The sequence below is a fragment of the Planctomycetia bacterium genome, assembly GCA_021413845.1.
Lineage (GTDB): Bacteria > Planctomycetota > Planctomycetia > Pirellulales > PNKZ01 > PNKZ01.
The window spans coordinates 38,667-58,569 of record JAIOPP010000059.1; the positions used below are offsets into that span (position 1 = coordinate 38,667).

Consider the following 19,903-nt stretch of genomic DNA (forward strand, 5'->3'; position numbering starts at 1 on the left):
GTCTCGTGATCGGCTTGGGCGACTCGCGCTGGCGAATCGCCCAAGCGGGATCGATTACGAGACTAGTGGTTGAACAAGAACTCTTTCGTGTTCAGCAAGGCCCACAGAATGTCTTCGTAGGCTTGGCGCTGATTGGCGGCATCGGCGCGGGCGATGTAGGCCTCGGCCGTGGCCGTCTCGTCCGCCGATGGTGCGCGGGAGAAGGCCGCCATGTACAACATGCGAATCTTTTCCTTCACCGGTTGCTCGGTGTTCTTCACGAGATTCGCGGCTCTGGCTCCGTTGCCGGAAAGCTTCCCTTGCACCTCTTGCGAATTCAGCAGGTGCAGACTTTGCGCCAAGCTGGCATCGGTCGATCGCTCGCATTCGCAAGCGCTCGCACCTTCCGGCTTGCCGAACACGGTGAGAAAGTACGAATTCACGCCGTTGTCGGGAATCTGCACGGCGCGCGTGCCGGACGGCAGACCGGCGAACTGCGTCGTGCTTTCGGCGACGGCGTCGAGCGCGTCGAGCAACACTTCGGCGTTCAAGCGCTTCGGATAGTAGCGCGAGAAGTTTTGCTTGTCTTTGACGTTGAACTCGTTCGGTTCCGAGCTGAGCTGATACGTTTGGCTCTTGCAGATCGTCTTCACGAGATCCTTAAGGTCGAACTTCGATTGAATGAAGTGCTTCGCAAGCGCTTCGAGCAATTCCGGATTGGTCGCCGGATTCGTCAACCGCATGTCGTCTTCCGGATCGACGATGCCCCGATTGAAGAAGTGCTTCCAATAGCGGTTGACCAACGCCGGCGCGAAGAACGGATTCCGCGAATCGGACATCCAATCGACCAACGCTTGACGCGGATCACGCTCGGCGGCGATCTCGAGCGACGGACCTCCCAGTCCCTTCGGAGCTAAGACTTCCGTCGTCTTCGGATTCGTCGCCTTCGCTAAGCCGCGCTTGTGGAACACACGTTCTTCATCGGCATCCACGCCCGGCTTGCGGCCGACTTGGGAGAAGAACGCCGAGAAGCCGTAATAGTCTCGTTGGCTCCAAGCCTCGAACGGATGATGGTGGCAACGGGCGCATTGAATCCGCAAACCGAGGAACAATTGCGCCGCGTCTTCGACTTGCTGATCGATATCCTTCACTTCGCGATACCAAGCGACCGGCGGATTCTCGCTCATTTCGCCCGATGCCCCGACCACTTCCCGCACGAACTCGTCGTACGGCTTGTTCGCATACAGGCTCTCGCGAATCCAGGCATGGAAGCCGTAAGTGCCGCGCATGTAGGTCGGGCCCTTGCGGCGGTTGCGCAATACGGCGCTCCACTTGTTTGCGAAGTAGTCGGCATAGTCGGAGCTGTCGGCGAGGCGATCGACGAGGCGATCGCGCTTCGCCGGGTCTTTGTCGGCGAGGAAGGCCGTGGTTTCGGCCGCGGTCGGCAAACGTCCGGCGATGTCGAGCGAAGTGCGGCGAATAAAGCTGGAGTCGTCGCAAACCGCCGACGGCGGCATGCCGAGCCGCTTCAACTTGGCGAACACGAGGTCGTCGATGAAGTTCTTCGTCGGCGGCAGTTGATCGACCTTGGCACCCATCGGCACCGTGGCGCGATAGACCGAAACGAGCCCTTGAAAACGGGTCATAATCGCCGCATCGCCGGCCAGGTCCGTGGTCTTCACCAAACCGGTGCGAGCGACTTCGGCCATTTCCGTGCTGTTGGAATCGAACTGCGCCATGCGCGTGACGTCGGCCGTCGAGCCGTCGCTATAGTGCGCCGTGACGATCATCTGTTGCTCGCCGTTCGGGGCCATCGTGCGACGGGTCGGGAAGACTTCGATCTTCGTGACCTGCGGATCGGTCTCGTTGCCATACGGCATCCCTTGCACGATCCAACGTCGCAACAGGCGGAACTCCAACGAGTCGGCTTCCATGCGTGCGCCGCCGCCGTGGGGAACGGCGTTCACCGCCTTGGTGAGTAGCAAGCTGGTGTCGGGCGAGGCAGGCGAGAGCCGGCGACCGCGACCTTCCTTCACGAGATGTTCGAAATCTTCCGTAGGCTCGAAGCCGAGCAACGAGAGTTTGAATCCGTTTTGACCGCCGGCCTTGCCGTGGCAACCGCCGCCGTTGCAGCCGAACTTCGTGAACAGCGGCGTGATTTGATTCGGGAAGTTGACGAGCGGTGAGTTCTTATAATGTTCGACCGTCATCGGCAGCGAAGCAGTCTTGCCCGAGGCTTCGGTCGCGGTGATCGTGGCGGTGCCGTCGGCCAAAGCCACGACGAGTCCCGTCGCATCGACACCCACGATGCCGGCCGGCGCGGCGGTGAACTTCACCGTGCGGGTCAGGTCTCGCTCGACGCCGTCGGCATAAACCGCGGTGACGACGAGCTGCGCCTGAGCGTCTTGTCCGCGAAGCGGAGCGGCCTTCGTGCCGTCGCCGGCGGCCATAATCGAGAGCTGTGTCACCGGGCCGTGATCGTCGTTCTTCGCAGCGGGAACGGAAGGCTGCGCCGAGGCCGGTGCGTTCGCACTTGCCTGCATCGGCGCAACGATGCCGGCGATGCCGAGCATCGAGAGCAGCGTGATAACGAAACGACGGCAGGGTGCTTCAAAGCCAAAGCGGGGCATGCGGGATCCTCCCAGAGAGACAGAGCAAGCAAGCGGTGGGGTGTTAGGTGGGAGCTACGAATGCAGACCGTAGCTACGAAGAATTATCACGGTTTTGAAAAGAAAAATCAACACAAATGCCCGAGCCCGTATCGACTTATCGCGAATCCGCTCCGATCAAGCGGAAAAGTTGCGAAATAGGGGCGGCACCGTGTTTCCGACTCCGACCGGCGTCGGCCGCTCGCAAACCGAGAAAACGCCTGCATACGCGAGCGGATTCCGGGGGGCGGGGCATGGTCCCTCGGCCTAAGCTCACACCAACTCGCGGATCGGGTGAATCCCGTCTGCGACCAGATTTCGGGGCGTGCCGCTGACGTCGAACTCCCGAATCCGTTCCACATCGAGCCCGATGTTATGGTAGAGCGTGGCGAACACTTCTTGAAACTTCACCGGCCGGTCGGCGGCGTACTCGCCGTTGCGGTTGGTCGAGCCGATCACCTGGCCGGCCTTCATGCCGCCGCCGGCGAGCATGGCGCAGCTGACTTGCGGCCAGTGATCCCGGCTGTTGTTCTTGTTGATTCGCGGGGTCCGGCCGAACTCACCCCAGACGACGACCGACACATCGCGATCGAGCCCGCGCTCGTGCAGATCGGTTACGAGCGCCGACAAGCCTTGGTCGAGCCGCGGAAATTCTTCGCGCGACAAAGGAAAGTTCATTCCATCGACGCCGTGCCAATCCCAGCGGCTGTAGTTGAGCGAAACGAATCGAGCGCCGGCCTCGACCAACCGCCGGGCGACGCAAAAGTTTTCGATCATGCGCGGGGAGCCGTCCCGTTGAAACTTCTCATCGCTCGTGCCGTAGCGCGCCAAGGTGCGCGGATCTTCCTTGGAGAGATCGAGCGCGTCGGCGAGTTTGCTGTCGGTTAGGATGTCGAGCGCCTGCTGTAGATAATTGTCGACTCCCGACATCGCTTCGGTGATGTCGAGGTCGCGGCGAAGCTTATCGAGAGCGCCGCGCAGCTGCGCTCGGTCGCGCAAGCGCTCCAGGTTGATTCCGTTCAGCACCATGCTCTCGGCTTTGCTGCGGGCCGTCGAGCCGACGAGGTTGAACGGACTGTGCGGCACGCCCAAGAATCCGCCCGTGCCCGGCTGACCCCAAGGGCCGTTGCCTGTCTTGTACATCAATGCCACGTGCGGGGGCATCGCCGTGTTGACTTTGCCTTGGAGCTTGCTGACCCAAGCTCCCGCCGCAGGGAAGCCTCCCGGCGGGACGCGCTCGGCTTTCTTATGACCGGTCATGCACTGGTAACCGTCGTGCGCGCCGTCGGCATCGCAGATCGAACGAACCGGGATGAACTTGTCCATCATCTGCGCCATGCGCGGAAACAATTCGCAAATCTCGATCCCCGGTACGTTCGTCGCGATCGGCCGGAACTCGCCCCGAATCTCAGCCGGGGCGTCGGGCTTAAGATCCCAAAGATCGAGATGCGACGGACCACCGGGCAGGTAAATGTTGATGATCGCTTTGTGCGAACGGCTCGTCGCCCGCTTCGATTCGGCCCGTAGCGTATCGGCCAGGCAGATGCCCCCCATCGCCATGCCGCCGACCGTGAGAAAACTGCGGCGACTGAATTGGTCGCAACTTCCGGCTTCGCGACGACGAGAACGGCCGAAGATCGTCAGCATGCAAGGCTCCGATGCGAAGCGGGGAAAGTCAGGGGTGCGGGAGCGAGCGTTTTTCGCCAGGGAGGGAGGCGCGGGCGAGTTGCGGGCGGGGATCGAAGGCGTGCGTTTACAGCAAACTATCGACCGGAATAACGCATCAGTATTACCTGATCTGCATGCTAGCTGGAAAACCGCTTCGATACAACATCGAGTTTCATGCCGATCCGAGGCCCGCAGGCCTTGATCACTCGGGTTTCTTTTCGTCCGGCTTTTCGGCAGGTTTCTTTTCTTCGGGCGATTTATCTTCGGGCTTCTTTTCCTCCACTACAACCGGCTCGGGCTCCGGTTCGCCGAGCGTTACTCGAAACGGAGAGGCAGGGAAGCCGTCTTTATTGCAGAGGTTGCCGATCGGAAAATCGGTCCAGTTGTAGCGTACGAACTTCGGGGCTTTCACCTCCGGATTCTTCACGACGACCTTATTCTCCACGACCTCGGCTTCGGCAGCGACGAACTCTTTGTCGGCTCCGGCAATCGAGAAGCCGGTCAGTTTTCCTTCCTTTCCTTCCTTGGCCAGCAGACCGTCGCCGACATGGTCGAACGTAAGGGTCGCTACGTTTTTCCTGAGCGTCGCATCTTTGAATACCGGTCCGGAGTATCCGATCTTTTCGCCGTAGACCAGTGCTCGCGCCGCAAACGCCAGCCGCTTGCCGATCGGCTCCTTCACCCTCGGCACCGAGCTATAAGCGTCGCCGAAATCGGTCGACACGATCATCGCAGTGTTGGGAGTTTGCTGCCAAGTGGCGAGCTGCGCGTCGCGCAGTTCGGCCATCTTGCTTTCGTTCGGCTTAAAGCTTCCCGGCTTGAAGCCCGTGATCTGCACGAACAGAAACGGCAGGTCGGGATTGTTCCAGGCCTTGCGCCAATCGGCGATCAACAGCGGAAACAAGAGGCGATAATCCTCCGCCCGCTCGACGTTCGTTTCCCCTTGATAGAAGATCACGCCTCGAATCGGATATCTCGAGATCGGGCTGAGCATGCCGTTGAAGAGCCGACCGGGCGTTTGCGAGTCGAGCCTTCCTGGCGGGGCATCCTCGACGAGGCGCTGGAGTTTCGGTTCGGCGAGGATCGATTCGCGCGTCGTCCACGCTTCGGCCGACGAGGCGAAATGATTGCAGGCGATCAAACCGATCGGCACTTTCGTCGCCGCTTGAATGTCGCGCCCGAAATAATATCCCACGGCGGAAAAGGCCCCGACCGAAGCCGCACCCCCTTCGGACCACCGCGTCGCGTTGGATTGGCGCGGGGTCTCGGAGCCCGACCGCTTGACGTTGAAGAAATGGAGTTCGCGGTTCTTGCGCGAGAGAATCGCGGCGGAGAAGTCGCTCGAGTTTTGCACTGTCGACTGCATGTTCGATTCGCCGGCGCAGACCCAAACATCTCCGACGAACACGTTCTTGACGTTGAGGGAACTGGTGCCCGACAGAGACATCGTATAGGGCCCGCCGGCTTCGAGCGGCCCGACCTCGACGCTCCACTTACCGTCCTTGGCGACGGTCGAAACGTTGAACTTCTGAATCGCGATCGTGATCGTATCGCCGTCGTCCGCGGTTCCGAAAATCGGCACCTTCACGTCTCGTTGCAGCACCCCGCCGGGACTAAACAAGCCATCGAGCTCGACCTCGGCGCGTGCCGTCTCGCTAAGAAATGCCGGCAGCAAGGCGACCAGCAAAACGCAGAGCTTCCAACGCGTCGTCCGTGACATACGGCAGGCCTTCGTCGGGGCGAACGAACCCAAGATCGAACCAAAGAACATCGTGCAATTCCTAACTCGAAGCGAAAACAGGACATCCCGGACGAGACTCGCAGCGACGCTAGCAGGCGCTGGACGAACGGATTACGTCACATTGCTACGAAGGTAACGGAAGCCGTTATTTTCCCGCCCACGCAACCGGACGCAACCGGAATTCCCCGCGGCCCATCTTCGAGGCCCATTTCCGAAGCCCGATGATGGTTACCTTTCGTTGCTCGCATCTTGCCGGCGGTCGCTCGCGATTCGAGCCCTTTTTCTCGCTCGCGCGCTCGGCTTTCCCGCTTTCGGCGATCCTGATATGCTCCGCCGGCACTCATCGAATTGGGTTACGAAGTTCCGCACGGTCAGGAGGAGCGCAGTTTGATCGGTAGGCCGCTCATCACGCGTCGCTCGCTTCTCGGCGGACTCGTCACCACGGCCGTGTGGGGCTGCTCCACGGTCGGCGACCGGCGCGAAGTGCTCCCGGAGCGTAACGCGAAGACCTACGATCAGCTCGTCATCCACTCGAACGTCGACCTTCCCGAACAACATCGCCTGCTGGAAGACCTGCGCATCTTGCGCGTCGACTTGCTCCAGACCTTGGCTCTGCCCGCTTCCGACGAGCCGATCCACGTCTATCTGTTCGAGACGGAGCAAGCGTTCGACGAGTTCATGCGCCGCAAGCATCCGAACTTTCCGACCCGCCGCGCGTTCTTCGTCGAAAGCGATACGAAGCTCTCCGTGTTTGCCTTCTGGGGCGATCGGGTAGCGGAAGACCTGCGCCATGAGACGGCGCACGGCTACCTGCATTCGGTCGTCCGCCACATTCCGCTTTGGATCGACGAAGGCTTAGCCGAATACTTCGAGGTGCCGCGCGGAGCAGGGGGGCTCAACCCACCGCACGCCCAACAGTTGCTCACGCTCCTCATCACCCAGGCCCGCCGGCCCGACATGGCAAGGCTGGAGAACCTGACGTCGGTCGGCGACATGCGCCAAGAAGACTACGCCGAAAGCTGGGCCTGGGTCCATTGGCTGCTCAACACCGAGCCCGAACGGCGCACGGTGCTGCAACAATTTCTCCAGTCGATCCGCTCGCAAGCGCTCTACGTGCCGCTATCGGCCGTCGTGAAGTCGCGCTGGCCGCAAGCCGAACGCGAACTCTGCGACCACCTCTTCGCCATCAGCAAACCGGCCTAGCGACGGCAACTTCTGCCCGAGGCGAGCGGCCGGTGTAAACCGGCCGTTGAACCCTACGATCTATTTCCGTTCCGCAAGCGGTACGAAATCGCGTTTCGTCTTGCCGTTGTAGATCTGCCGCGGACGACAGATCTTCTTCGACGGCGACATCTGCATTTCTCGCCAATGGGCGATCCAGCCCGGCAGCCGACCGAGCGCGAACAGCACCGTGAACATTTCCACCGGGAAGCCCATCGCGCGATAGATGATGCCCGAGTAGAAGTCGACGTTCGGGTAGAGCTTCCGTTCGATGAAGTACGAATCGCTCAGCGCGGCTTGCTCGAGCTCTTGCGCGATATCGAAAATCGGGTCCTTGATCGCGAGCTTCTTCAAGAGCTTATCGCAGGTGCGCTTGATGATCGTGGCGCGCGGATCGTAGTTCTTATAAACGCGGTGGCCGAAGCCCATCAGACGGAAGCCGGACTTCTTGTCCTTCGCCATGTCGATGTATTTCTTACTGTTGCCGCCGTCGGCCTTGATCGCTTCGAGCATTTCGACGCAGGCTTGGTTCGCCCCGCCGTGCAGCGGGCCCCACAAAGCGCAAATGCCGGCCGAGATCGAAGCGAAGAGGTTCGCATCGCTCGAGCCGACCATGCGGACGGTCGACGTGCTGCAGTTTTGTTCGTGATCGGCGTGCACGATGAACAGCAGGTTCAACGCGTCGACGAAGTCTTGATCGACCTGATATTCTTCGCTGGGGACCGCGAACATCATGTGCAGGAAGTTGTCGACGTAGCCGAGTGAATTCTTCGGGTAGATCGACGGCTGGCCGACCGACTTCTTATGGCTCAACGCCGCGATGGTCGGGAGCTTCGCCATCAGCCGGAAGATCGACATTTCGACCTCGACCGCATTCTTCGGGTCGAGCGAATCTTGATAGAACGTCGAAAGCGCGCCGACGACCGAGCTCAGGATCGCCATCGGATGGGCATCGCGCGGGAAGCCGTTGTAGAACATCCGCATATCTTCGTGCAGCATCGTGTGCCGACCGAGCGATGCGCGGAAATTCGCCAACTGCTCCGTATTCGGCAGTTCGCCGTAGATGAGCAAGTAGCTCACTTCGACGAAATCGCACTTCTCGCACAGCTGCTCGATCGGGTAGCCGCGATAACGCAGAATTCCTTCCTCGCCGTCGAGGAAGCAGATGGCGCTTTGCGTCGAGCCCGTGTTGACGAAGCCTTCGTCGAGCGTGATGTAGCCCGTCTGCGCGCGAAGAGCCGAGATGTCGATCGCCTTTTCTCCCTCGGTTCCTTCCAAGGTAGGAAATTCGATCTCTTTTCCTTCGACGCGTAACTTAGCGACCTCGCCCATCGAGGCTTCTCCTTCTGACGACGAAATACCGACCGACCGGTCGAACGCATACGAACGTCCTACCGCAACAGAAGCTAGCAGTGTAACGGTCGGGATGCGTTTCTTCAAACCGTTTGCAGGGGTGAGGATGCGCACCGGAAAATCTTGCGAATCCGCAAGGTCTTGCAAATTATCGCGGCATCATATCCGAGTACGAATGCTCGATGAGATCAGCCGCATGAAGCTGAAATGCGGTTTGCAAAAATTCGACTTGCGCTCGCCCCGCCGCGTCGTCGATCGTGGGCCCGAGAACCGCTTCGAATTCGATGAAGCTCCCCAGTTCGGCGACTTCGTCGATATGGATCCTGACATTGCCGTACAGGAAAACCAAACGTTGCTTATCGACGACGACGAGCACCCCCATCGCAGACGCTAAGGCTCGCTTAAGCGATTCAGGTTCGCCGACCGGCACCAGCCGATAGTCGCTCCCTTTGGCGCTTGCTTGATCGGCACGGGCATACCAGACGAGCTGCGCCGTCTGCCCGAACACCTCGCGAAGTTTCAAGCGTCCGTACGGCGACTTGAAATAGGTGTCGATCTGGTGCTGCTTCTCGGGCGGCTCGGTCGAGAGCGACTGTGCGATCTTGATCGCTCCGCTCGGGTCGGAGAGCCGCGCCTTGAGTTCGATATTGCGCGCAGCGTGCGACATTGCGGGAGACCGGGCGAGCGCGAAGCTCAAGAAAAACTCGAAGCGAACAAGAAACGCTTCGAGATTGTAGCCGTGACGGTCGGAGTTGCGTAGCCGTTCGGCTTAGCGAATCGTCGGGGTCGGATACCGAGCGCTCTCGGCGGCGGACGCGCCCCCTGCGCCGGCGATCCCCTTCGGCTTCTCATCATCGAACACGGTCCAGACCGTGGTCTTCTTTTTTATCTCTTCGACGTACTTCACTTTCGCGACCACGGTTCGTTCTTCGGTGATTTTCTTTCTGATCTCTCCCTGCACCTCCGTAAACGGCTTCCGGCCCGCATCGCGGCGATCGATGACGCGGACGATATGAAAGCCTCGTTCGTCTTCGATGATCGGGCTGAGCGTGCCGATCGGCAGCGTGAATACGGCCGTATCAAGCGGCTGCGAAACGAGGCTCCCTCGCTTCGTCCAATTCACTTCGCCCCCTTGGGCCGCGGTCGAACCTTGCGACATCGTTTTCGCCACTTGCTCGAAGGGACGGCCATCGACGACGAGGTTGCCGGCCTTCGCCGCTTCGGCGTAAGCGGCTTGCTTCGTGGGAAAGTTCTCGAACTTCATCGAGATTTGTTCCCACCGAGAAGCCCCCGTGAATTCAAACTCCGCCAAGTGCGACTGGTAGTAAGCGAGCATCTGCTCGTGCGTCACTTCTTGCGTAACCTTCACGTTCTGCGAAATCCACGAACTGCGCAACACCGACTCGGCAAAGGCTTTCTTCTCACGTTCCAAAGTCGTGCCGTCGCGGCGCAGCATCGCTTCGAGTTGCTGTAGATCGCTCGCCTTACGATCGCTGAGCATTTGCGGAACGACCGTTTTGTCGAACTCTTCGTCGAACTTCTCCATCGCTTTGGCGAAGCCCGCTTCGGGAATCTTGCGCTTCGCTTCATTGACGATGATCCGCGTGTCGATCAGTTGTTGAAGACGCATCTTCACCAACTGTTCGCGCTGTTGAATCACTTCGGGATCTTTGAAATCGACGCCGTTGCGCGCCAAATAGCTGTTCACGGAGCAAAGCACCTCGCCGGCGAAGATCACATCGCCGCCGACGCGCGCCAACACTTTCGTTCCTTCGAGCTCTTGCGTCGGAAACTGTAGTCCCGTCGTGTCGGCCGAAGGAGCCAGCACCGAGCTCATCGAAGCAGCCGGCGCAGCGCCGAACGCCGGACCTGCGATTGCCGGAGCGGTAGCGGCTCCCGGAGCGACGTACGACGTGGCTTGTGTTTGATAGGGCGAAGACGCCACCGGAGCGACGGGAGCGATCGGCGATTGAGCGATGGACTGAATAGTGGATTGTGCAGGCGGTTGTGCATAAACCGGCGGCTGCGAATAACCGCCGGGCTGTGCGGCAGCGGGCGATGCCGTCGTGGGAAACGAAGCGCTCGCAGCGCTCGTGGACGGGAACGGCGAAGGGGATTGAGCGCGTGCGCGCTCCAGCCCGACGAAGTTCAGGTCGGTCGAAGATAAGCCTTCGTGCGGCAACCACTGCGCAGCGGCAGCCGTCAGCGTAAGACTCGCCATCACAAGATAAAAGATTCTAGTCACCGGGCACTTCCATGTGTCCGCGAGTTCGGAACTCCGCATCCGTTTGCCTCGTGCAAACGTCGTCGGGCCGGGAAAAGTCGCACGCTTGCGGAGCGTCGGAGTTTTCCTAAGGCCTCACCGCGGCGGAGTATAAGGAGACCCTATTCCGGCTGCAACAGTGATTTGATGAACTCCGCAATCACGTCAGGGTCTTTCGTCTTCGGAGGCATCGTCACGTAGGCGCTTTTCCTATCGGCGATTCGTAATCGACCCTTGAGAATTTTGCCTAACCGGTCCATTTTAGCGCTGTCGTTGTAGCCGAACGCGACATACGCATCTTCCAAATGAATCGACTCCACGCCCCAGCGGTGCGCCAGCACTCTCAACTGCATGCGCCGCAACAAACGATCGACCACTTCCGGCCGAGGCCCGAACCGGTCGAGCATCTCAGTTCCTAATTCATCCAACTCTTGAAATGTCGACACACGCGAGAGCCGTCGATAGAGATCGATCTTATGCCGCTGGTCGGGCACGTAACGTCGCGGCAGATACGCTTCGCCCGGCAAGTCGAGATTCACTTCGACGTGCTCTTTCGGCGGCAGCTTTTGCAACTGACGAACCGTCTTCTCCAACAACTCGCAATACAGCTCATAGCCGACCGACGCGATATTGCCGCTCTGCTCGGTGCCGAGAATGTTTCCGGCGCCGCGGATTTCCAGATCGCGCATCGCGATGGCAAAGCCGGCCCCCATCTCGCTGAACTCTTCGATCGCGGCCAAGCGCTTCGCGGCGGTCGTCGTCAGCGGCTTGTTCGGATCCAAGAGCAGATAGCAGTACGCGCGATGCTTGTAGCGGCCGACCCGTCCGCGCAGCTGATGCAAGTCGGCGAGCCCGTAATGGTCGGCATCGTCGATGAACATCGTGTTCGCGTTCGGGATGTCGAGGCCGGATTCGATGATCGTCGTCGCGAGCAAGCAATCGTATTTGTGCGCGATGAAGTCGAGCATCACCTCTTCGAGCTCCCCTTCCGGCATCTGTCCGTGGCCGATGCAGATGCGCATCTCCGGCACGATCGACTGGAGCTTATCGGCGACCTGCTTGATGTCGTGAACCCGGTTGTGAACGAAGAACATCTGCCCGTTGCGATTCAGCTCGCGCAGCGCGGCCGAGCGGAAAATGTCGGGCGTGAAACGAGTCACGCGCGTTTCGATCGCAATCCGATCGGCCGGAGGCGTTTCGAGGTTCGAGATATCGCGCAGCCCTAAGAGCGACATATGCAGCGTGCGCGGAATAGGCGTGGCGCTGAGCGTCATCACGTCGACCACATGGCGAAACGCCTTCAAGCGCTCCTTCACGCCGACGCCGAAGCGCTGCTCTTCGTCGATCACCAACAGACCGATGTTATGAAACTTGACGTCTTGCGAAGCGAGTCGATGCGTCCCGACGACGATATCGAGCGAGCCGTCGGCCATGCCTTGCAGGATCTCCCGTTCTTCCTTACCGGTACAGAAGCGACTCAGCACGCCGATCTTATAAGGAAACTCCGCCATTCGTTTGCGAAACGTCCGGCCATGCTGATCGGCGAGCACGGTCGTCGGCACGAGCACCGCGACCTGATAACCGGAGTCGACCGCCTTGAACGCCGCGCGCATCGCGACTTCGGTTTTCCCATAGCCGACGTCGCCGCAGATCAGCCGATCCATCGGCCGCGGCAGGCTCATATCTTCCTTCACGGCCCGAATCGCGACGGCTTGATCGGGCGTTTCGGTATAAGGAAAAGAAGCATCGAACTCGCGGCACCATTCGGTATCGGGCGGGAACGAGATTCCCTGCCGCACCGAGCGCGCGGCCTGCAGGTCGAGCATGTCGCCGGCCATGTCGAGCACCGCTTCTTGCACCGACGCTTTCTTCTTCGCCCACGAAGGGCTGCCGATCTTCGCCAGCGCCGGCCGAGTCTTCTGACCGCCGACGTACTTCTGCACGAGATCGATCTTCGTCGCGGGTACGAAGATCTTTGTGCCGCCGTCGAACTCCAGCTCTAAATGCTCTTCGGCCCGATCGTCTTTCTCGAGCAGCCGCATGCCGCGATATTTGCCGATGCCGTGGCCGATATGGACGACGTAGTCCCCCTCGCGCAGATCGAGAAAGCTATCGATCACCCGGCCGAGCCGGCGGCGCGACGGCCTGCGCACCTCTTCACGATGGAACAACTCGCCGCCACTGAGCAGCGTCATCCGTTCTTTGAGCAACCGAAAACCGGTTCGCAGAAAGCCGAGGCAATAGTGCAGCTTGCCTGCCGCCGCGGGCTTCGTGCCGGCGAACACATCCGAGAGCCTCGTCGCTTCCGCTTCCGTCTGGCAAACGATGAACAACTCCTGATTTTCCGCCACGCTCTCCAACTCGCCCCGCACCTTGCCGATGTCGCCGCTGAACCGTTCGACCGATTCGATCCGCAAGTGACATGTCGTTTCGAGCGAGGCCGTCGAGATCGCCGAAGCCGTGACCGACGGGAACTTATAAAGTCGCGACAGAGTCTCGTTGACCGTAAACAAGCCGTCGGTCTTATCGAGCCGCGACAGATAATGGCGTCCTTCCTCTTCGAGCTCCCCCGGCTCGATCAGCAACACCCAAGTGTTCGCCGGGAGGTACGTCGTGAGATGATCGCCGCGCGCGTTCTCGGGCTTGAGCACCGTGACGTCGATCATCGCCAGCGGCGCGAGGCTTCGTTGCGTCGCGAGATCGAACCTGCGAATCGACTCGACCTGATCGCCGAAGAACTCCACGCGCACCGGGTCGTACCAGTCGGGAGCGAACAAGTCGATGATCCCGCCGCGCAGCGAGAACTCGCCCGGCAACTGCACGGCTCCCGTATGCTCGAACCCTTGCTCGACCAACCACCGCGCCAACAGTTCCGGGTCGATCGTTTCGCCGGCGACGATCTTGCGCGTCTGTCGGGCCAGCAACTCCGGCGGCGGCACCGGTTGCAGCAAACTCTGAATACTGGTGACGATCAGTTCCGGCCCAGCCTGTCGCGACACGGCATCGTCGCCGAACTTCTTGAGCAGCCGCATTCGGTCGCCGTAGATCTCGTCGCGCACGACGAGCTCGGCCGGCAGCGTTTCCCACGCCGGAAACTTTTCCGTGCGCCGCGAAGTGAAGAGCGCGAGTTCGTCGCAAAATTCATCGATATCGGCCGGGTGCGGGCAGACCACGCACAACGGCCCAGGGCTATGTTCGACCAAGCCTCCCACGACGAGCGCGCAGCTCGACCCTCGGACTCCGTCGAGCGTTGCGCCATGCCCTGCTTTCAGGCTGGCGATCACGTCGTCGAAACCTTGTTCTGCGTCCAACCGGCGTGCGAGCGATCGTAATCTCTCGGCCGCACCGGCTTGCGTGTCGGCGACGGCGTTCATGGTGCGGAATTCTAGCGCGCTCGGCCCAAGCGGCAAAGGGCTATTGCTTGCGACCGTCGGATTATCCGACCGCGGCGGTTGCTTCGTTGCTGCGCCGACTCGGCGGTCCTATAATCGCTCCGTCCGCATCCAGGGCGGCGCTTCGACGTTTCTCCGCACCACTTGAAACTACTACCAAGGGCTTTCTCGTATGGCATTCGGCTTCGGCATTATCGGTTGCGGGATGATCGCGAACTTCCACGCCAAAGCGATCGCCGACATTAAGGGAGCCAAGCTCGTCGCCTGCTTCGACAACTATCCGGCCGCGGCCGAGAAGCTGGCGGCGACGTACAAGTGTAAGGCCTACGCGAAGCTCGAAGACATGCTCGCCGATCCGGCCGTGAACGTCGTCACCGTCGGCACTCCGAGCGGAGCGCACATGGAGCCGGCCATCATGGCCGCCGAGGCCGGTAAGCATGTGATCGTCGAGAAGCCGCTCGAGATCACGCTCAAACGCTGCGATGCCATCATCGAGGCGTGCGACCGGAACAAGGTGAAGCTCTCGGCCATCTTTCCGTCGCGCTTCCACGATTCGAGCCGCGAGATCAAAAAAGCGATCGAAGCCGAGCGCTTCGGCAAGCTCACGATGGGAGATGCCTACGTGAAATGGTTTCGCACGCAGCAATACTACGACGCCGGAAAATGGCGCGGCACCTGGGAGCTCGACGGCGGCGGAGCGCTGATGAACCAAGCGATCCACTGCGTCGATTTGCTGACATGGTTGATGGGCCCGGTCGTCGAGATTCGGGCCCAAGTCGCCACGCTCGCGCACGAGCGGATCGCTGTGGAAGACACGGCCGTCGCCACGTTGAAATTCGCCAACGGAGCGCTCGGCGTCGTCGAGGCGACCACGGCCGCGTATCCCGGCTACTTGAAGCGCATCGAGATTCACGGCGCCGAAGGCTCGGCCTGCATGGAGGAAGAAGACCTCGTCAAATGGGACTTCGCCAAGGCCGACAAGCGCGACAAGATGATTCTCGAAGCGATGAATTCTCACAAGAGCACCGGCGGCGGAGCGGCGGATCCGACGGCGATTGGCCATCACGGTCACTCGCGGCAGTTCGAGGATTTGCTCGATGCCGTGAAGAAGAACAAGACGCCGAGCGTCGACGGCCGCGAAGGACGTCGCTCGGTCGAGATCATTCTCGGCATCTACAAAGCCGCCGAGTCGGGCAAGCCGGTTTACTTGCCGCTCGAAAAAGACCCGACCTTGAACGCGCGCAAGCTCAAGGTCGCCAAGTAACCGATGTGGACCACGGTTGCTAAAGTCGCCGATTGTCCGCCGGGCAGCTCGCGCGAAGTCGTCGCCGGCGATCAGATCGTGGCGTTGTTCAACGTCGCCGGGGAATTTCACGCGCTCGACGGCGTCTGCCCACACCAAGGGGGCCCGCTCGGCAAAGGAGCGCTCCGCGGTTGCATCGTCGTCTGCCCGTGGCACGGCTGGCAGTTCGACGTAACGAATGGCGAATTCCAAACACGCCCCAGCTTAGTGCAGCCGTGCTTGCAGGTGCGCGTGATGGGAGAAGAAGTTCAAGTCGACGTCTGAAACGCAAGAGTCAAAGTGCAAAATGCAAAAGTGCGCACAGTTGGCCTTCACTTTTGCATTTTGCATTTTGACTTCTCACTTACCCCGCGCCTTGCTGCCGACGCGCTTCTGCGGATAATCTCAGGATCGCACCCCCCGAGATTTGCAGAAGTCTTTCGCTCCGCCGAGGCCTTAGCTTGCCGATCCGTTACCGTACGTTTCGCAATTCCGATCCGCCGCACTTAGTCGACATCTGGCGCTCGCAGCCTCCCGAGCGAGCGCTGGTGCAGCCGATGTCGGTGGCGCTGTTCGATCAGCTGGTCTTAGCGAAACAGTACTTCGATCCTGCCGGGCTCACGATCGCTTGGGACGGTGATCTTCCGGTCGGTTTCTCGCATGCTGCGTTCGGCCCGACGGCCGATGGCTCCGGCGTCGATACACAGCTCGGCGTGACGCATCTGGTGATGACCCGACCGCACTACCAACGCCGCGGCATCGGCAGCGAGCTCCTGACGCACTCCGAAGAATACCTGCGGCGCAACGGCGCGGAGCTGCTCTACGCCGGCGGAATCGGCCCCCTCAACGGCTTCTACCTCGGCATGTACGGCGGCAGCGAACTCGGCGGCGTGCTCGATTCTTCCCACGCCGCGCAATGCCTGTTTCGCTCGGCGGGTTACCGCGAGATCGATCGGACGTTGGTTCTACACCGAGAAACCGGCAGCTTTCGCCCGCCGGTCGACCGCCGGCTCATGCAGCTGCGCCGCAACGCTTCGATCCGCACGATCAACGATCCTGCGCCGGCATCTTGGTGGCAAGCCGGCGCACAAGGAGACTTCGCACAACTTCGCTTCGAGCTCGACTTGAAGCAACCGGCTCTGCAAGCGGTCGCAACCGTTACGTTCTGGATGATGGAGACGATCTCGGCCGCTTGGGGTGTCCACGCCGCAGGGCTGATCGAGTTGCAGACGAAGCCGGAGTTTCAGCGGCAAGGGATGGCAATGTTTCTCCTCGGAGAAGCGTTCCAACAGTTGCGCAACTACGGTGTCTCGCTCGTCGAGACCCAGACAATGGTTCACAACGCTCCGGCACTCGGGCTCTATAAGAAGCTCGGCTTCAACGAAGTCGACCAAGGCGCAGTGTTTAGAAAAGCAGAAACCAAAAACTAGAAACCAGAAGAGGAATGCGGCTGTTCTGGTTTCTAGTTTCTGATTTCTGGTTTTAAAACCAAGCTTTCTTATCGACGACGTTCCGCAGCGGCTCGTCTGCTTCGAAGCGGCGCAAGTTGTCGAGCAGCACTTCCAAATGGCGCTCGGCGATTCTCGGCGAGCATGCGGCAACGTGCGGCGTGAGTAAGACGTTCGGCATGCGCCAGAGCGGATGCTCCGCCGGCAGCGGCTCGATCTCGAACACATCCAACGCCGCTCCGGCGATCTTGCCGGCCTCGAGCGCCGCGGTGAGGTCCGCCAAGTCGACGATCGCACCTCGCCCGATATTGATGAAGTAGCTTGTCGGTTTCATCTGTTGAAACCGACGGCGCTCGAACATCCGTACGCTCTCCGGCGTGTGGGGAGCGGCGACGACGACGAAATCGCTCGTCGCCAACAGCGCGTCGAGCCCGTTCAAGGAATCCAAACGCTCGACGCAATCCGGCCGAGCGGTTCGCTGCGGATCGACCGCGACGACGCGCATTCCGAACGCCGCGGCGCGTCGAGCCGTCTCCTCGCCGATCGCCCCGAGGCCGACGATTCCCAGCGTGCAATCGGCCAAGTGCAGATGTGCCCGATCCATCGAGCTGACGATTCCCGGTCCGACGGCGAAGTCGGGCCGAGTCTGCTCGCCGCCGATCGGTTGCCAACGCCCCGCTTGCTGTTGCCGCAAATACAGATGCAGGTTGCGCGCGAAGCAGAGAATGTAGCCCAGCACATGATCCGCAATGACGTCGGAGAAGATCCCGCGCATGTTCGTGAGCGTGCAGGGATGACGGACCAACTCGTCGAACACGTAATGCTCGAGGCTTGCCGTCGGGGATTGGACCCAACGGAGTTGTCGAGCCGCGGCTAGCAGCGGCGGCGTAAGCTTGCCGAAAAAGGCATCGGCCTCGACGATCGAGGTAACCGCTTCGTCCTGAGTCGCGGCGTTGACGAACGTCGAGCTCGTCAGCACATCTGCGACGCGCTGCCGGCGAGCTTCATCGAGCGGAGGAAAGCAGACGAGCTTCATAACGTCGCGCGAGAAGCGAATGGTTGTCGGAGCTCAAGCGCGAGCATCGAACTCGAGGCCCTTGCCGAGTTGCTTCGCGATCTCGGTCGCGGTTTGCAGGAGCTCTACGGCAGCGTCTCCTTGCAATTGCTGCGCGTCGAGCGACTTGCGCGCCACGGCGATGCCGATTTGGTTCGACACCATATCGGCCTTCGCTTGAACGACACTTCCGATCGCGTCGGTACACATAGCGAGACGTCGCTCGAGAACTCTCTGAAGCATGAGCCCGACGAAAACAATCGGGCCTACAAAGTTACCTTACGTTTTCGTCGGCATCACGGTCGACTATCGACGATCGAGCCCGCGGGAATGCGCGTGGTAACGATTGTAGGATGCGGCGTACGAGCCCTGACGATGCCAACCGGCAACACGCGGCAACGGCGCATGTTGCCGCAGAGCAACGCCGAATGTGGCAATACACAGACCGCACGATTTTTCGCAGCGGGCGGCAGAGCATAAAACGCCGTAAAACAGGGCATTTCACGCGACTTCTCAGATTCCGGCACGGACTTCGGCACACCTTCTGCTTTTAGTCTCTTCCGTCATCAACCGGTTCTCACGCCGCAACGCCTTCATATTCCGAACATCGGAAAAGGCTTCGGTCCGGAAGATGAAAACAACCGGGGATTTACGTTATGAAGATTGCATTCGCACGTTTGTGGAACGAAGAAGTCGGTGCCATCGTGTCGGCGGAAATCATGCTCATCGCGACCATTTTGGTGCTCGGCGTCATCGTCGGCCTGAAGAGCGTCCGCGACTCCGTCGTGACCGAATTGGCAGACGTTGCCCAAGCCATCGCTAACGTAAATCAATCGTACAGCTACAGCGGCGTCACCGGCCACGCGGCCTTCAGCGGCGGCGGCAACTTCGGCGACTCGGCCGACTTCTGCGACAACAACTCCTATCCATACAACAACAACCAAGAATCGAAGTGCGTGAACGTCGCCGCTTACGCCGCCTCGGAGAACTAAACCCTGCTCGATGGTTTCCGATTCTTGAATGTCGCCATGACTCCAAGCCGCCTCGGTCGCACGACCGAGGCGGCTTTTTTTGTTGATCGGTTCGAGATCAAACCTCGAATAACCTCGTGATGCGGCGCGACACGATCCGGCGATCGCTCGACGTGCCTCGCGCAAGCGCGATCGCGGCCGGCAAACCCGGTCCGCAGTCGACTTCGGCGAATTGCCAATGCGCAGGCGAGTCGTCGATCTCGGGCGTGAAGGAAATCGTAGGCGTTCGAGCGGCGTCGAGCTCGAACGAGAAATGATCGAGCGGGATCGAGAGGCCCAAACCTCGGGCCTTAATGTAGGCTTCTTTCAGCGTCCAAAATCGAAAGAAGAGCTCCTTCTGCCGCTCCGCCGGCGCGCGACGCAAGGCTGCCGTTTCGAGCGGCGAAAAGTAACGCTCCGCCAGCCCGACGCACTCCGTCGCCCGGTCAAGCGTCTCGATATCGACGCCCACTTCCACATCGCGAGCCACGCCGCAGAGGGCTCCGCCGCGGGTATGCGAGAGGTTGAACCGAAGCCACGCGTAGCCGGCCGGCTCGCTGATTCTCGGCTTCCCGTGGGCATTCGACTCGAACCGCCAAGCGGCAGGATCGACCCCCGTGAACGCGGAGAGCATCGTCCTAACAAGCATGTGCGAAAGGGTATAGGTTCGCCGATCGCGATCGAATAGGAACCGCCCGGCTCGGGCAAGCTCCGTTTCGTCGAGCAGCGGCGCCGGCGCCTGCCCGTGGTCGGCATCGAAGAGCTCGTCGAAGCGGACGAACCACAGGTGCAATTCGTCGTCGTTTAGCGGGCAAGTTGCCATGCGGATGGTCTGCTCGACGGC

15 protein-coding genes are annotated in these 19,903 nt (G+C 60.6%); 5 read left to right on the plus strand and 10 right to left on the minus strand.

All coding sequences use genetic code 11. From position 1 onward, the window contains the following. Positions 1–62 precede the first annotated feature (62 nt). From K8U03_11030 to K8U03_11040, 3 genes are all read right to left on the minus strand, one after another. On the minus strand, positions 63–2,552 hold the full coding sequence (locus tag K8U03_11030) for a DUF1553 domain-containing protein (GenBank protein ID MCE9605420.1): 2,490 nt from the start codon (positions 2,550–2,552) through the stop codon (positions 63–65). Positions 2,553–2,900: 348 nt separating this feature from the next. Next, the gene (locus K8U03_11035; protein MCE9605421.1) at positions 2,901–4,274 is read right to left on the minus strand and encodes a DUF1501 domain-containing protein; all 1,374 of its coding nucleotides are present in this window, start codon (positions 4,272–4,274) and stop codon (positions 2,901–2,903) included. 223 nt (positions 4,275–4,497) lie between these two features. Beyond that, complete coding sequence (locus K8U03_11040; GenBank protein MCE9605422.1) at positions 4,498–6,015, minus strand: sialate O-acetylesterase; 1,518 nt, start codon at positions 6,013–6,015, stop codon at positions 4,498–4,500. A 408-nt stretch (positions 6,016–6,423) separates the two neighbouring features. Here K8U03_11040 and K8U03_11045 point away from each other — a divergent pair, with 408 nt between their 5' ends. Further along, complete coding sequence (locus K8U03_11045; GenBank protein MCE9605423.1) at positions 6,424–7,239, plus strand: DUF1570 domain-containing protein; 816 nt, start codon at positions 6,424–6,426, stop codon at positions 7,237–7,239. 60 nt (positions 7,240–7,299) lie between these two features. Here the strand turns inward: K8U03_11045 and K8U03_11050 are convergent, their stop codons facing one another. The 4 genes from K8U03_11050 to mfd all read right to left on the minus strand — a co-directional run bounded on the left by K8U03_11050 (position 7,300) and on the right by mfd (position 14,247). Beyond that, positions 7,300–8,589, minus strand: coding sequence for a citrate synthase (locus K8U03_11050; GenBank protein ID MCE9605424.1), 1,290 nt, complete (start codon positions 8,587–8,589; stop codon positions 7,300–7,302). A 169-nt stretch (positions 8,590–8,758) separates the two neighbouring features. Further along, entirely contained in the window at positions 8,759–9,277 is a 519-nt protein-coding gene (locus tag K8U03_11055) for a class IV adenylate cyclase (protein ID MCE9605425.1), read from the minus strand. A 102-nt stretch (positions 9,278–9,379) separates the two neighbouring features. Next, on the minus strand, positions 9,380–10,855 hold the full coding sequence (locus tag K8U03_11060; protein MCE9605426.1) for a peptidyl-prolyl cis-trans isomerase: 1,476 nt from the start codon (positions 10,853–10,855) through the stop codon (positions 9,380–9,382). Between the two features lie 140 nt (positions 10,856–10,995). Continuing rightward, positions 10,996–14,247 carry a transcription-repair coupling factor gene (gene mfd / locus K8U03_11065; protein MCE9605427.1) on the minus strand — a complete coding sequence of 1,084 codons (3,252 nt, stop codon included), beginning with the start codon at positions 14,245–14,247 and terminating at the stop codon, positions 10,996–10,998. A gap of 190 nt (positions 14,248–14,437) precedes the next feature. Between mfd and K8U03_11070 the strand changes: the two genes are divergently transcribed. From K8U03_11070 to K8U03_11080, 3 genes are all read left to right on the plus strand, one after another. Further along, positions 14,438–15,529, plus strand: coding sequence for a Gfo/Idh/MocA family oxidoreductase (locus tag K8U03_11070; GenBank protein ID MCE9605428.1), 1,092 nt, complete (start codon positions 14,438–14,440; stop codon positions 15,527–15,529). 3 nt (positions 15,530–15,532) lie between these two features. Then, positions 15,533–15,832 (plus strand): Rieske (2Fe-2S) protein, encoded by a 300-nt coding sequence (locus K8U03_11075; GenBank protein ID MCE9605429.1) that lies wholly within the window; start codon positions 15,533–15,535, stop codon positions 15,830–15,832. A gap of 176 nt (positions 15,833–16,008) precedes the next feature. Next, a complete protein-coding gene (locus K8U03_11080; protein ID MCE9605430.1) occupies positions 16,009–16,977 on the plus strand; it encodes a GNAT family N-acetyltransferase in 969 nt (322 codons plus the stop codon). 52 nt (positions 16,978–17,029) lie between these two features. Here the strand turns inward: K8U03_11080 and K8U03_11085 are convergent, their stop codons facing one another. Further along, complete coding sequence (locus K8U03_11085; GenBank protein MCE9605431.1) at positions 17,030–18,031, minus strand: D-2-hydroxyacid dehydrogenase; 1,002 nt, start codon at positions 18,029–18,031, stop codon at positions 17,030–17,032. Between the two features lie 33 nt (positions 18,032–18,064). Continuing rightward, entirely contained in the window at positions 18,065–18,259 is a 195-nt protein-coding gene (locus tag K8U03_11090; protein ID MCE9605432.1) for a hypothetical protein, read from the minus strand. Between the two features lie 446 nt (positions 18,260–18,705). Between K8U03_11090 and K8U03_11095 the strand changes: the two genes are divergently transcribed. Further along, on the plus strand, positions 18,706–19,041 hold the full coding sequence (locus K8U03_11095; protein MCE9605433.1) for a hypothetical protein: 336 nt from the start codon (positions 18,706–18,708) through the stop codon (positions 19,039–19,041). A gap of 97 nt (positions 19,042–19,138) precedes the next feature. Here K8U03_11095 and K8U03_11100 read toward each other — a convergent pair whose 3' ends face one another. Continuing rightward, positions 19,139–19,882 (minus strand): 4'-phosphopantetheinyl transferase superfamily protein, encoded by a 744-nt coding sequence (locus K8U03_11100; protein ID MCE9605434.1) that lies wholly within the window; start codon positions 19,880–19,882, stop codon positions 19,139–19,141. Between the last annotated feature and the right edge of the window lie 21 nt (positions 19,883–19,903).

Excerpts from the sequence above, each read along its gene's own strand:
- K8U03_11075 (MCE9605429.1), top strand. The coding sequence starts at position 15,533 with ATGTGGACCACGGTTGCTAAAGTCGCCGATTGTCCGCCGGGCAGCTCG.
- K8U03_11035 (MCE9605421.1), bottom strand. The coding sequence starts at position 4,274 with ATGCTGACGATCTTCGGCCGTTCTCGTCGTCGCGAAGCCGGAAGTTGC.
- K8U03_11055 (MCE9605425.1), bottom strand. The coding sequence starts at position 9,277 with ATGTCGCACGCTGCGCGCAATATCGAACTCAAGGCGCGGCTCTCCGAC.
- K8U03_11100 (MCE9605434.1), bottom strand. The coding sequence starts at position 19,882 with ATGGCAACTTGCCCGCTAAACGACGACGAATTGCACCTGTGGTTCGTC.
- K8U03_11030 (MCE9605420.1), bottom strand. The coding sequence starts at position 2,552 with ATGCTCGGCATCGCCGGCATCGTTGCGCCGATGCAGGCAAGTGCGAAC.
- K8U03_11070 (MCE9605428.1), top strand. The coding sequence starts at position 14,438 with ATGGCATTCGGCTTCGGCATTATCGGTTGCGGGATGATCGCGAACTTC.
- K8U03_11095 (MCE9605433.1), top strand. The coding sequence starts at position 18,706 with ATGAAGATTGCATTCGCACGTTTGTGGAACGAAGAAGTCGGTGCCATC.
- K8U03_11040 (MCE9605422.1), bottom strand. The coding sequence starts at position 6,015 with ATGTCACGGACGACGCGTTGGAAGCTCTGCGTTTTGCTGGTCGCCTTG.
- K8U03_11090 (MCE9605432.1), bottom strand. The coding sequence starts at position 18,259 with ATGTGTACCGACGCGATCGGAAGTGTCGTTCAAGCGAAGGCCGATATG.
- mfd (MCE9605427.1), bottom strand. The coding sequence starts at position 14,247 with ATGAACGCCGTCGCCGACACGCAAGCCGGTGCGGCCGAGAGATTACGA.
- K8U03_11085 (MCE9605431.1), bottom strand. The coding sequence starts at position 18,031 with ATGAAGCTCGTCTGCTTTCCTCCGCTCGATGAAGCTCGCCGGCAGCGC.
- K8U03_11050 (MCE9605424.1), bottom strand. The coding sequence starts at position 8,589 with ATGGGCGAGGTCGCTAAGTTACGCGTCGAAGGAAAAGAGATCGAATTT.